8 protein-coding genes are annotated in these 13,232 nt (G+C 71.5%); 6 read left to right on the top strand and 2 right to left on the bottom strand.

Translation table 11 applies throughout. The features are described 5' to 3' along the window. Positions 1 to 262 precede the first annotated feature (262 nt). From ACFV88_RS11050 to ACFV88_RS11035, 4 genes are all read left to right on the top strand, one after another. Positions 263 to 2,185 carry an IucA/IucC family protein gene (locus ACFV88_RS11050; RefSeq protein WP_385488578.1) on the top strand — a complete coding sequence of 641 codons (1,923 nt, stop codon included), beginning with the start codon at positions 263 to 265 and terminating at the stop codon, positions 2,183 to 2,185. Beyond that, positions 2,182 to 2,904: a GNAT family N-acetyltransferase gene (locus ACFV88_RS11045; RefSeq protein WP_385488575.1), complete on the top strand. Its 723-nt coding sequence runs from the start codon at positions 2,182 to 2,184 to the stop codon at positions 2,902 to 2,904. Before ACFV88_RS11050 ends, ACFV88_RS11045 begins: the two co-directional genes overlap by 4 nt. A gap of 57 nt (positions 2,905 to 2,961) precedes the next feature. Next, positions 2,962 to 4,866 carry an IucA/IucC family protein gene (locus ACFV88_RS11040; RefSeq protein ID WP_385488572.1) on the top strand — a complete coding sequence of 635 codons (1,905 nt, stop codon included), beginning with the start codon at positions 2,962 to 2,964 and terminating at the stop codon, positions 4,864 to 4,866. A gap of 106 nt (positions 4,867 to 4,972) precedes the next feature. Continuing rightward, positions 4,973 to 6,949, top strand: a complete 1,977-nt coding sequence (locus tag ACFV88_RS11035) for an ATP-dependent DNA helicase (RefSeq protein ID WP_385488570.1) — start codon at positions 4,973 to 4,975, stop codon at positions 6,947 to 6,949. A gap of 139 nt (positions 6,950 to 7,088) precedes the next feature. On the opposite strand, the gene lexA is transcribed toward ACFV88_RS11035, so the two are convergent. Beyond that, positions 7,089 to 7,874: a transcriptional repressor LexA gene (gene lexA / locus ACFV88_RS11030; RefSeq protein WP_385488569.1), complete on the bottom strand. Its 786-nt coding sequence runs from the start codon at positions 7,872 to 7,874 to the stop codon at positions 7,089 to 7,091. 782 nt (positions 7,875 to 8,656) lie between these two features. On the opposite strand from lexA, the gene nrdR reads away from it, so the two are divergent. Together nrdR and ACFV88_RS11020 are read left to right on the top strand one after the other, a co-directional pair. Next, entirely contained in the window at positions 8,657 to 9,205 is a 549-nt protein-coding gene (gene nrdR, locus ACFV88_RS11025; protein WP_385488707.1) for a transcriptional regulator NrdR, read from the top strand. A gap of 164 nt (positions 9,206 to 9,369) precedes the next feature. After that, on the top strand, positions 9,370 to 12,279 hold the full coding sequence (locus ACFV88_RS11020) for a vitamin B12-dependent ribonucleotide reductase (RefSeq protein WP_385488567.1): 2,910 nt from the start codon (positions 9,370 to 9,372) through the stop codon (positions 12,277 to 12,279). A gap of 195 nt (positions 12,280 to 12,474) precedes the next feature. Here the strand turns inward: ACFV88_RS11020 and ACFV88_RS11015 are convergent, their stop codons facing one another. After that, positions 12,475 to 13,014, bottom strand: a complete 540-nt coding sequence (locus ACFV88_RS11015; protein ID WP_385488565.1) for a TerD family protein — start codon at positions 13,012 to 13,014, stop codon at positions 12,475 to 12,477. Positions 13,015 to 13,232 lie beyond the last annotated feature (218 nt).

The following is a 13,232-nucleotide window of genomic DNA, read 5'->3' as shown; positions in this document are numbered from 1 at the left end:
CACACCGACTACCCGGCTTGGGCCGCCCACCCCCCCGTGCCCGACCCCAGCCCCCCCCCGGCCCGCGCATTCCCCCCCCCCCCGTCAGGGGGCGCGGGCCCCCCCCCCCCACGCCACTCCCGGGAACCCCGTCCCCGGCCCCCCGAGCCCCCCGGCACCACCCGGAGTCCCACCGCCCTTCCCGGGCCCCGCAGGAAGAACGACAACACCGAGCAGCGGGCCCGTCACCGCACGGGCCGGACAACCCCCCAAGGAAGCCCTGTTGAACGCCACCCCCGCACCCGACCGCCGTTCCCCTCACCACGCGGGAGGGCTGTGTGCCGCACCGTCCCCGTCGGAGACGGAGCCCGGTACGGTTCCCCGGCAGAAGGGAGGGAGCCGCGATGCGGAGCGGCTGCGCGGCGCCACCGCCGACCTGCTGGACCACCCCGACCCGCACGCCGCCGCCCAGGCCGCGGCCGTCGAGAACCTCCTGCGCTGCTGGGTCCGGGAGAACGACCTGCCCGCCCCCGCACAGGGCACCCTGCGCCTGACCCTGCACTCCAGCGCCACCACCCTGCTCGTCCCCGTGCAGTACTGGTCCGTCACCGGCTGGCACCGCTTCGGCCCGCCCTATGTCGAGGGCGCCCCCGACACCGCGCCGCCCGTCGACGCGGTCACCCTCGCCGCCCTGCTGAGCCGCGAGGCCACCGCCCAGGACGACGGCGGGGACCTCGTCGGACGGGTCGCCGACTCGGTCCGCCGCACCGTCACCTTCGTCACCGACCGGCGGCGCCGACCCGAGGACGGCCCCGACCTCTTCCTCTCCGGTGAACAGTCCTTGCTCCTCGGCCACCCGCTGCACCCCACCCCCAAGAGCCGCGAAGGACTCTCGGACGCCGAAACCACCCGCTACTCACCGGAGTTGCGCGGCTCCTTCGCCCTGCACTGGCTCGCCGTCGCCCCTGGCGTACTCGCCGCCGACTCGGCCTGGACGGAGCACGGCCGGACCGTCCCCGCGGACCGCCTCACCGCCCGGCTCGCCGACACCGAACTGCCCCTGCCCGACGGACACGCGGCGCTCCCCGTGCACCCCTGGCAGATCCGCGACCTCGCCCTGCGGCCCGACACCCGCGAACTCCTCGACCGGGGGCTCCTGCGCGACCTCGGCACCCACGGCCCCGCCTGGTACCCGACCTCGTCCGTCCGCACCCTCTACCGCCCCGGCGCCGACGCCATGCTGAAGCTGTCGCTGGGACTGCGGATCACCAACTCCCGCCGGGAGAACCTCCGCAAGGAACTCCACCGAGGGGTGGAGGTCCACCGCCTGCTGCAAGCCGGACTCGCCGACCAGTGGCAGGCCGCGCACCCCACCTTCGACATCGTCCGCGACCCGGCCTGGCTCGCCGTCACGGGAACCGACGGCCAGCCGGTGCCCGGACTCGACGTGATGATCCGTCACAACCCCTTCACCGACGGCAGTGACGCGCAGTGCGTGGCCGGACTGCTCACGCCCAGGCCCGCCGCGGGCCGGCGCACCGGCACCGAAGCCCCGGCCGCCCCGACGACCGCAGCCGTGCGCTCCCGGCTCTGCGAGATCGTGACCCGCCTGGCCGGTCGCACCGGCTGCCCGCGCGGAGCGGTCGCCGCCGAGTGGTTCCTGCGCTACCTCCAGCAGGTGGTCCGCCCGGTGCTCTGGCTCGACAGCGAGGCCGGCATCGCCCTGGAGGCCCACCAGCAGAACACCGTGCTGCTCCTCGACCCCGAGGGGTGGCCGACCGGCGGACGCTACCGCGACAACCAGGGCTACTACTTCCGCGAGTCCCACCGCACCGCACTCGACCGCCGACTGCCCGGCATCGGCGAGCAGAGCGACACCTTCGTCTCCGACGAGGTCACCAACGAGCGCTTCGCGTACTACCTCGCCATCAACAACGTCTTCGGACTGATCGGCGCCCTCGGTTCCCAGCGCCTCGCGGACGAACGCCTGCTCCTCGCCGCCTTCCGCCGCTTCCTCGCGGAGGCCGCGACCGGACCCGACCGTCTGAACTCCCCCCTGCCCGCCCTGCTGCTCGACACCTCCGCACTGCGGTGCAAGGCCAATCTGCTCACCCGGCTGCACGGACTCGACGAACTGGTCGGCCCCGTCGACACCCAGTCCGTGTACGTCACCATCGCCAACCCCCTGCACTCCTGCGGGACATGACCCGTCCCGTGGACCGAGAACATCCCCGGGTGCCCGCCGCCCCCACTGCCGTCGGTCAGGACGGCGGGGGCGGTGCGCAGCCGGCGGCCCCCGGGCCCGGACGGCACGTCCCGCACGGGCCCGGCCCCGGACGACCGACGGTCGGGCCCGACCTCCTGGACGGCCTCGCCGACTGGCGGCCCGTCCCCACCCGGGCCGGGGTCCTGCGCCTGCTCCCGGTCGTGCTCGAACGGGACCTCGCCCTGCTCAGCAGCTGGATGAACGATCCCGTGGTGGCGGCCTTCTGGGAACTGTCCGGGCCCCCGTCCGTCACCGAACGGCACCTCGGCTCCCAACTCGCCGGTGACGGCCGCAGCATCCCCTGCCTGGGGCTCCTCGACGGCACCCCGATGAGCTACTGGGAGATCTACCGGGCGGACCTCGACCCGCTGGCCCGGCACTACCCGGCCCGCCCCCACGACACGGGCGTCCACCTCCTCGTCGCCGGCGCCTCCCGCCGCGGACGCGGCCTCGGCTCCCTGCTGCTGGGGGCCGTCAGCGAGCAGATCCTGCGCCACCGCCCCGACTGCACCCGGATCGTCGCCGAGCCGGACCGGCGCAACACCGCCTCGGTCGCCGCGTTCCGCCGGGCGGGGTTCCGGCTCGCCGCCGAGGTGGCCCTCCCCGACAAGACGGCCGCGCTGATGATCCGGGACCGCTCCCCGTGCGCTCCGCCGTGATCCCGTCGCCCCGCGCACCCCGCCCGACCCGATCCGGTTCCCTCCCGAGGAGTACCCGTGCCGAGTCCTTCCGCCGAGACCCCCGGCGCCTCCTGGACACCGTCCGTTCCCACCGAGCTGACCCGTGAGAACTGGGCCCGGGTCGGCCAGCGCCTGCTCGCCAAGATGCTCGGCGAGTTCGCCTACGAAGAGATCATCCGGCCACTGCCCGAGCCCGGGCGCGCCACGGACCCGCACCCGGGACCGGGCGACGGCCCGCCGGACGGATCGGAGACCGGCCTCCCGGACCGGGCCGTCGACCTCGCCGCCTACACCCTGGTCCTCGACGCCCCCTCCACCCACCTGACCTTCCACGCCCGCCGCCACGCCTACGGCGGCTGGCACGTCGACCCCGACACCATCACCCTGACCGAGGTGGGGGCCTGGCCCCGATCGTTCGGTGATCCCCTGGAGTTCCTGGCCCGCGCCCGCAAGACCCTCGGCATCGACGGCGCCACCCTCGGCCACGTGATCCGGGAGCTCACCGCGACCCTCGCCGCCGACGCCCGGCTCGACCACTTCGCCGTCCCCGCCGCCACCCTCGCCGACCTGTCCTACGCCGACCTCGAAGGGCACCAGGCCGGCCACCCCTGGCTGGTGCTCAACAAGGGCCGGCTCGGCTTCTCCGCCTCCGACACGGCACGCTGGGCCCCGGAGGCGCGCACCGCCCTCGCCCTGCCCTGGATCGCGGTCCACACCGACCTCGCCACCTACCGCGGCGTGCGCGGCCTCGACCGGGCGGACGACCTCTACGCCGGCGAACTGGCACCATCGACCAGGGAGGCGTTCGCGGCGGTCCTGCGGGAACGCGGCGTCGACCCGTCCGCGTACCTGTACCTGCCGGTGCACCCCTGGCAGTGGGACGACGTGGTGCTCCCGCTCTTCGCCCCCTCCGTGGCCTGCGACGCGATCATCCCGCTGCCCACCGACGGCGACGACCGGCTGCCCCAACAGTCGATCCGCACCTTCCTGAACGTCTCCCGCCCCGAGCGGCACACCGTGAAGCTGCCGCTGTCGGTGCTCAACACCCTCGTGTGGCGCGGACTGCCCACCGAGCGCACCCTCGCCGCCCCCGCCGTCACCGGGTGGATGCTGGACCTGCGGGACGCGGACCCCTTCCTCAGCGAGGAGTGTCGGGTCATCCTTCTGGGTGAGGTCGCCTCCGTGACCGTCGAGCACCCCGTCTACGACACCCTCCGCGAGGTGCCGTACCAGTACAAGGAACTCCTGGGCGCGATCTGGCGGGAACCGGTGGGGCGCCACCTGCGGCCGGGGGAGCGGGCCCGCACCCTCGCGGCCCTGCTGCACGTCGACCCCGACGGGCGGTCCTTCACCGCGGAACTCGTCGCCCGGTCCGGCCTGGAACCCCGGACCTGGCTGCGCCGCCTCTTCGCCGCCCTGCTCCCGCCCCTGCTGCGCTTCCTCTACAAGTACGGAACCGTTTTCTCACCCCACGGCGAGAACACCATCGTCGTCTTCGACGAGGACGACGTACCGGTCAGGCTCGCGGTCAAGGACTTCGTGGACGACGTGAACGTCAGCTCCGAACGCCTGCCCGAACACGCCGCCATGCCCGACGAGGTGCGCGAGATCCTGCTCACCGAGCCGCCCGGCTTCCTGACCCAGTTCATCCACTCCGGCCTGTTCGTCGGGGTCTTCCGGTACCTCGCGCCCCTGTGCCAACAGCAGCTCGGCGTGCCGGAGCGGGACTTCTGGGCGCTGGCCCGGGCCGAGATCCTGCGCCACCACGGCCGCTTCCCGGAGCTCAAGGAACGGTACGAGACCTTCGACCTGCTGACCCCGAAGATCGCCCGACTCTGTTTGAACCGCAACCGGCTCCACCTCGACGGGTACCGGGACCGGGCCGAACGGCCGCACGCAGCGGTGCACGGCACGGTGCCCAACCCCCTGCACGCCCCCTGACGCCGCCCGTCCGTCCGGCGTCCGTCCGGAACCGACCCGTGCGGTTCCGGGCGGGACCGTCGTACGGACGGCTGCTGTCAGACCCACGGACTAGGCTGGTCGACCTATGACCAAGTCCTCTCTCCCCGAGCTTCTGCACGCCGCCGTCACCGCCGTCGGCGGCACGGAACGCCCCGGCCAGGTGACCATGGCCGAAGCGGTCGCCGAGGTCATCGACGACGGTTCCCACCTGCTGGTCCAGGCCGGGACCGGCACGGGAAAGTCCCTCGGCTACCTGGTCCCGGCGCTCGCCCACGGGGAGCGCGTCGTCGTGGCCACCGCGACCCTCGCCCTCCAGCGCCAGCTGGTGGAACGGGACCTGCCCCGCACGGTCGACGCGCTGCATCCGCTGCTGCGTCGCCGCCCCCAGTTCGCGATGCTCAAGGGCCGCTCGAACTACCTGTGCCTGCACCGGCTGCACGAGGGGATGCCCCAGGACGAGGACGAGGGGCTCTTCGACCAGTTCGAGGCCGCCGCCCCGTCCAGCAAGCTGGGCCAGGACCTGTTGCGGCTGCGGGACTGGTCCGGCGACACGGAGAGCGGTGATCGCGACGACCTCAGCCCCGGGGTCTCCGACCGCGCCTGGTCGCAGGTCTCGGTCTCCTCGCGGGAGTGCCTGGGCGCCACCCGCTGCGCGTACGGCGCGGAGTGCTTCGCGGAGATGGCCAGGGAACAGGCGAAGCTCGCCGACGTCGTCGTCACCAACCACGCGCTGCTCGCCATCGACGCCATCGAGGGCGCCCCGGTGCTGCCGCCGCACGAGGTGCTGATCGTGGACGAGGCCCATGAGCTCGTCTCACGGGTCACCGGGGCGGCCACCGGCGAGCTGACCCCCGGGCAGGTCAACCGGGCCGTGCGCCGGGCCGCCAAGCTGGTCAACGAGAAGGTGGCCGACCAGCTCCAGACCGCGGCCGAGGGCTTCGAGCGGGTCATGGAGCTGGCCCTGCCCGGCCGGCTGGAGGAGGTGCCCGAGGACCTCGGGTACGCCCTGCTGGCGTTGCGGGACGCCACCCGGAACGTGATCGTGGCGCTCGGTTCGACCCGTGACAAGTCGGTGCAGGACGAGGACGCGGTGCGCAAACAGGCTCTGGCGGCCGTCGAGGGGGTGCACGCGGTTGCGGAGCGCGTCACCCTGGGCTCCGAGTACGACGTCGTCTGGTACGAGCGGCACGACCGTTTCGGCGCCTCGCTCCGGGTCGCGCCGCTGTCCGTGTCGGGGCTGCTGCGCGAGAAGCTGTTCACCGAACGTTCGGTGGTCCTCACCTCGGCCACCCTGAAGCTGGGCGGTGACTTCAACGGAGTGGGGGCCTCCCTGGGGCTCGCCCCGGAGGGCACGGCCGCGCCCGGGGACGAGGAGCAACCGGTGTGGAAGGGCCTGGACGTCGGCTCGCCCTTCGACTACCCGAAACAGGGCATCCTCTACGTCGCCAAGCACCTGAACCGCCCCGCCCGGGACGGTGACCGGTCCGACATGCTGGACGAGCTGACGGAGCTGATCCAGGCCGCCGGGGGACGCACCCTGGGGTTGTTCTCCTCCATGCGGGCCGCCCAGAACGCGGCCGAGGAGCTGCGCTCACGGATTCCCGAGTACCCGATCCTGCTCCAGGGCGAGGAGACGCTCGGCGAGCTGATCAAGAACTTCGCGGCCGACCCCAGGACCTGCCTGTTCGGCACGCTGTCGCTGTGGCAGGGCGTCGACGTGCCGGGCCCGAGCTGTCAGCTCGTCGTGATGGACAAGATCCCGTTCCCGCGGCCGGACGACCCGCTGATGAGCGCCCGGCAGAAGGCGGTCGAGGAGGCGGGGGGCAACGGCTTCATGGCGGTGGCCGCGACGCACGCGGCGCTGTTGATGGCCCAGGGCGCCGGGCGTCTGGTCCGGGCCTCGGGTGACCGCGGGGTGGTCGCCGTTCTCGATCCCCGGTTGGCCACGGCCCGCTACGGGAGCTATCTCAAGTCCTCGCTCCCCGACTTCTGGTCCACCACCGACCGCAACCAGGTCCGCCGGTCCCTCACGGCGATCGACGCGGCGGCCCCGGAGGACTAACCGGACGGTTCGCTCCGGGCCGGCCTTCGTGCCCGGAGCGGGGGTACGGGACCCGGGGCAAGAACAGACCCCGGAACCAGGCGCAGGAGGTTCCGGGGTCGGCTAGGGGGAGTGCTCGTCCTGCTCGCGGGGGAGAGGCTCAGATGCGCCGCAGCACCGCGACGACCTTGCCGAGGATCGTCGCCTCGTCGCCGGGGATCGGCTGGTACGCGGAGTTGTGCGGGAGCAGCCACACATGGCCGTCCTCCCGCTTGAAGCGCTTGACCGTGGCCTCGCCGTCCAGCATGGCGGCCACGATGTCGCCGTTCTCGGCGACGGGCTGACGGCGGACGGTCACCCAGTCGCCGTCGCAGATCGCCGCCTCGATCATGGAGTCGCCGACGACCTTGAGCACGAAGAGTTCGCCGTCGCCCACGAGCTGCCGGGGCAGCGGGAACACGTCCTCGACGGACTCCTCGGCGAGGATCGGGCCACCGGCCGCGATGCGGCCCACGAGCGGGACGTACGAGGCGGCGGGCTTGCCGGCGGTGTCCGTCGGCTGTGCGGTGGGCTGGTCGGAGCCGCGCACCTCGTAGGCGCGGGGGCGGTGCGGGTCGCGGCGGAGGAAGCCCTTGCGCTCCAGGGCCATCAACTGGTGGGCCACGGAAGAGGTGCTGGACAGTCCGACGGCCTGCCCGATCTCCCGCATGGACGGCGGGTAGCCCCGTCGCTGGACGGAATCCCTGATGACCTCGATGACCCGTCGTTGACGGTCGGTGAGCCCTGAACTGTCCGCCCGGATGCCGGGAGGTCGGCCGGGCAGGGACCGTGCGGGCTTGGGTCCCTCCGGGTTCGTAGCTGCGTCTGTCATGGCGTGCACCGCCTCCAGTCGGCCCTGGGCACGGTCGTGGGCGGTGATGGTGACACTGTCTGCGGTGGTGGTCATGATCGGCAGCCCCTCTCGGATGTTCTCCCTAGCTAGCCAACGGTAGTTGCTTTCGAAAGGTTGCGCCAAACACACGTTCGAGTGAAAAAACGGGGAGGTCCTGACGCGATCAGGCGTCCGGGTGTATGGCCTACGCCCGCATGTACGGAGGTGTCCCGCGTCCGCGGATGCGGGCGTAGGCGTCGGCCCTCCGGGGTGCGCCACCGCAGGCCAGTGTGTCACCAGGGGATCGTGGGGCAAGGCGGCGCCCCGCTCGGCGGTGCTCGCCCCCGGGCCGCTACCGTGGTCCGCGGACCGGTGGAATCCGGTCGGGCTGGTCGGGCCGGTCGGGGCGGCCCGGGCGGCGACCCGCGTCACCGTCGGCGGGGCGGCCCGTTCCGTAGGTCCGCCGACCCTGCTGATCCCGCCGAGCCGTGACGGAGCGCAGTGGTCCGGTCCCTGTGGGGTCCGTGGGGTGCGCCCCTTCCCGGGGTGCGTCGGCCGCCGTCGGCCCGGATGCGTGCCTCGTGATCCGTCAGCGCCCTACTGTCGTCGGCAGGTGGCCCGTTGCGGGCCGGGTCGGGGCCGGTGTTACTCGCCGGTTTATGCGCTGGATCACGACACGCGAAGCCCGTGAATTGCAGCCAAACCCCAGATGTAGTGGTTGGATTGCGGTGACAGCCCAGAAGTTGTGGTCCCGGGGTCTTCGGCTCTCCGGTCATCGCCTATGCTGGGGGCTGCTTCGACGGGGCTGATGCCCCCGAGAAGCCTCAAAGACGTGCCCTGAAGGAGGCTTGAACGCGATGCACTGCCCCTTCTGTAGGCACCCCGACAGTCGTGTCGTCGACAGTCGTACGACCGATGACGGCACGTCGATCCGCCGGCGCCGTCAGTGCCCCGATTGCTCCCGTCGATTCACGACCGTGGAGACCTGCTCACTGATGGTGGTCAAGCGCAGCGGAGTGACGGAGCCCTTCAGTCGCACGAAGGTCATCAACGGCGTGCGCAAGGCCTGCCAGGGGCGGCCCGTCACGGAGGACGCCCTCGCCCAGCTCGGCCAGCGGGTCGAGGAGGCGGTGCGGGCCACCGGCAGTGCCGAGCTGACCACGCACGACGTGGGTCTGGCCATACTCGGCCCACTGCAAGAACTCGACCTCGTCGCCTACCTGCGGTTCGCGTCCGTCTACCGGGCGTTCGACTCGTTGGAGGACTTCGAGACCGCCATCGTGGAGCTGCGGGCGCACCCCGAGCGGGCGCCCACCGGTGGCGCCGCGGGCGAGGGGCCCGCGGCCACCGAGCGCGGGCCGGGGCGAAGCCCCACGGTTCCCGCCCCCGCCGCGGCCGGCGGCTGATCACACTCCGGACCGGGTGGGGTCACCCGGGACCGTGCGGTCGACAACGACCACTCAATTTTGCTGAGGGCGGCCACAAGGACGTCCACAGCGCGCAACAGCACACCGTGCCGAGGGAAGAACGCGGCACTTCAGGGCGTTATCGCCCGATACAGGGAGGCGGCATGACAGAGACGGCGAGCGGTCCGGCACGGGGTTCCCGCGCCAAGGGGGCCAAGGCCACCAAGGGGCTGCGCATGGAACGTGTCCACACCACCCCGGGCGTGCACCCGTACGACGAGGTGGCTTGGGAACGCCGTGATGTCGTGATGACCAACTGGCGCGACGGCTCGATCAACTTCGAGCAGCGCGGCGTCGAGTTCCCCGACTTCTGGTCGGTGAACGCGGTCAACATCGTCACCAGCAAGTACTTCCGCGGAGCGGTGGGCACACCGCAGCGCGAGACCGGGCTCAAGCAGCTCATCGACCGGATCGTCAAGACGTACCGGAAGGCCGGTGAGGACTACAAGTACTTCGCCTCGCCCGCCGATGCCGAGATCTTCGAGCACGAGCTGGCGTACGCCCTGCTGCACCAGGTCTTCAGCTTCAACTCCCCGGTGTGGTTCAACGTCGGCACGCCCCAGCCGCAGCAGGTGTCCGCCTGCTTCATCCTGTCCGTCGACGACTCCATGGAGTCGATCCTCGACTGGTACAAGGAAGAGGGCATGATCTTCAAGGGCGGCTCCGGGGCCGGCCTGAACCTCTCCCGCATCCGCTCCTCCAAGGAACTGCTGTCCTCCGGCGGCAACGCCTCCGGTCCGGTCTCCTTCATGCGCGGGGCCGACGCCTCCGCCGGAACGATCAAGTCGGGCGGCGCCACCCGTCGAGCCGCCAAGATGGTCATCCTCGACGTCGACCACCCCGACATCGAGGACTTCATCCAGACCAAGGTCAAGGAGGAGGAGAAGATCCGCGCCCTGCGTGACGCGGGCTTTGACATGGACCTGGGCGGCGACGACATCACGTCCGTCCAGTACCAGAACGCCAACAACTCGGTCCGGGTGAACGACGCCTTCATGAAGGCCGTCGAGAACGGCGAGAAGTTCGGCCTGCGGGCGCGGATGACCGGCGAGGTCATCGAAGAGGTCGACGCCAAGTCCCTGTTCCGCAAGATGGCGGAGGCGGCCTGGGCCTGCGCCGACCCGGGCATCCAGTACGACGACACCATCAACCAGTGGCACACCTGTCCCGAGTCCGGCCGCATCAACGGCTCGAACCCGTGCAGCGAGTACATGCACCTGGACAACACCTCGTGCAACCTCGCCTCGCTGAACCTGATGAAGTTCCTCAAGGACGACGGCAAGGGCAACCAGTCCTTCGATTCGGAGCGCTTCGCCAAGGTCGTCGAGCTGGTCATCACCGCGATGGACATCTCCATCTCGTTCGCCGACTTCCCGACCCAGAAGATCGGTGAGAACACCCGCGCCTTCCGCCAGCTCGGCATCGGGTACGCCAACCTGGGCGCCCTGCTGATGGCGACCGGCCACGCGTACGACTCCGACGGCGGTCGGGCCCTCGCCGGTGCGATCACCTCGCTGATGACCGGCACCTCGTACCGCCGCTCCGCGGAGCTGGCCGCGGTCGTGGGTCCGTACGACGGGTACGCCCGCAACGCCCAGCCGCACCTGCGCGTCATGAAGCAGCACGCCGACGCCAACGGCCTGGCCGTGCGCGCGGACGACCTGGACACCTCGGTGTGGGCCGCCGCCACCGAGGCGTGGCAGGACGTGCTGCGCCTCGGTGAGAAGAACGGGTTCCGCAACGCGCAGGCGTCCGTGATCGCGCCCACCGGCACCATCGGCCTGGCCATGTCCTGCGACACGACGGGTCTGGAGCCCGACCTCGCGCTGGTCAAGTTCAAGAAGCTGGTCGGCGGCGGCTCGATGCAGATCGTCAACGGGACCGTGCCGCAGGCACTGCGTCGCCTGGGCTACCAGGAGGAGCAGATCGAGGCGGTCGTCGCCCACATCGCCGAGAACGGCAACGTGGTCGACGCCCCCGGTCTGAAGACCGAGCACTACGAGGTCTTCGACTGCGCCATGGGCGAGCGCTCGATCTCCGCGATGGGCCACGTCCGGATGATGGCCGCGATCCAGCCGTGGATCTCGGGTGCGCTCTCCAAGACCGTCAACATGCCGGAGTCCGCCACCGTCGAAGAGGTCGAGGAGATCTACTTCGAGGCGTGGAAGATGGGCGTCAAGGCGCTCGCGATCTACCGCGACAACTGCAAGGTCGGCCAGCCCCTCTCCGCGAAGAAGAAGGACGAGCCGGCTAAGGCGGAGATCACCGAGAAGGCCGAGGAGACCATCCGGTCCGCGGTCGAGAAGGTCGTCGAGTACCGTCCCGTGCGCAAGCGGCTCCCCAAGGGGCGCCCCGGGATCACCACGTCCTTCACGGTCGGTGGCGCCGAGGGTTACATGACGGCCAACTCCTACCCGGACGACGGGCTCGGCGAGGTCTTCCTGAAGATGTCCAAGCAGGGCTCGACCCTCGCGGGCATGATGGACGCCTTCTCGATCGCCGTCTCCGTCGGCCTCCAGTACGGGGTGCCCCTGGAGACCTACGTCTCGAAGTTCACCAACATGCGCTTCGAGCCGGCCGGCATGACGGACGACCCGGACGTCCGGATGGCGCAGTCGATCGTCGACTACATCTTCCGTCGTCTGGCGCTGGACTTCCTGCCCTTCGAGACCCGTTCCGCACTCGGCATCCACTCCGCCGACGAGCGCCAGCGGCACCTGGAGACCGGCTCCTACGAGCCCACCGACGACGAGCTGGACGTCGAGGGACTCGCCCAGTCGGCGCCCCGCCAGACGGAGACGCTGAAGGCCGTGCCCGTGGCCGTGCCGAACGCCGAGGTTCCGGTGGCCGAGCCCGCCGCCCCGCGACAGGTGCACACCAGCGCCGAACTGGTGGAGATGCAGCTGGGCATCCAGGCGGACGCGCCGCTGTGCTTCTCCTGCGGGACGAAGATGCAGCGCGCCGGTTCCTGCTACATCTGCGAGGGCTGCGGCTCCACCAGCGGGTGCAGCTGAGCCTGAGCGGCAGCGCGTCGCCCGCGAGGTGCGACGTGCGCGCTGAGCAGTGAAGACAGAGGGGTGTCAGCCGTCGGCTGACACCCCTCTCGTCATCCCGCCCCCGGTCGAGCCGTCGCAGCGCGAGAGCCCCGGCGGCCGGTGCGACGGCGGTGGCGGTGGCCCGTTCCGTCAAGCCCAGGGCGTCCGGGCCGCTCAGGAGGACGGCATCGCACGCCCCATCTGCTCGGCGAAGGACGCCGGATCCGCGTCGAAGCCCTGGATGACCCGGCGGTACTGCCAGGCGCCCGCCCCGTCACGGGTGAACTCCGCGATCGTCGTGGCGTTGTTCCCCAGCACCGCGCCGAAGTCGTGCTGCGCGATGTCGAGCGCACCGCTGCGGATGCGGACCGAGGCGTTCACGATGTCGTCGAAGGTCAGCTCCTGGCCGGGCTGCTGGATGGCCACGCCGACGATCACGCGTTCGTACCGCGGGGCGAGCCGGTCCAACTCCAGCACCATGACCTCGTCGTAGCCGAAGCCCTGGCCGGTGCGGCTGTCACGGTTCAGCGTGATCGTGCCGTCCGGGGACCTGCTGCCGAAGTGCACGAGGTACTCGGGGGCGCCGTAGGGCGCGTTCTCGGTGTAGGTCGCCGCGATGACGTCCAGGTCGTGCGCCGCAGTGCCCGAGGGACTCGGGTCCCACCGGACGCCCACTTCGACCTTCGCGAGCCCCTTGTTGAGACCACCACTCACCAGTTCCCCCTCTGGACGAGACCAACTTCTCCGCCACGCGTACGCGTTGCTCCCCATGGTGCCACGGACCACGCACCGTGCCCGGTCGGATACCGGAGGCGGGGACGTGGGGGCGGGGGGGGGGGGGGGGGGGGCCGGGCGCGCCCCGGGGGGGGGGGGGGGGCCCCCCCCCCACCAGGGGGGGGGGGGGGGGGGGCGGCGCCCGGGGAGGGGGGGCG

Source organism: Streptomyces sp. NPDC059816, assembly GCF_042732055.1.
Taxonomy (GTDB): Bacteria; Actinomycetota; Actinomycetes; order Streptomycetales; family Streptomycetaceae; genus Streptomyces.
The sequence above is the reverse complement of the archived record's forward strand: the minus strand, read 5'-3'. Positions and strand labels throughout refer to the sequence as shown.

Excerpts from the sequence above, each read along its gene's own strand:
- ACFV88_RS11045 (WP_385488575.1), top strand. The coding sequence starts at position 2,182 with ATGACCCGTCCCGTGGACCGAGAACATCCCCGGGTGCCCGCCGCCCCC.
- ACFV88_RS11035 (WP_385488570.1), top strand. The coding sequence starts at position 4,973 with ATGACCAAGTCCTCTCTCCCCGAGCTTCTGCACGCCGCCGTCACCGCC.
- lexA (WP_385488569.1), bottom strand. The coding sequence starts at position 7,874 with ATGACCACCACCGCAGACAGTGTCACCATCACCGCCCACGACCGTGCC.
- nrdR (WP_385488707.1), top strand. The coding sequence starts at position 8,657 with ATGCACTGCCCCTTCTGTAGGCACCCCGACAGTCGTGTCGTCGACAGT.
- ACFV88_RS11020 (WP_385488567.1), top strand. The coding sequence starts at position 9,370 with ATGACAGAGACGGCGAGCGGTCCGGCACGGGGTTCCCGCGCCAAGGGG.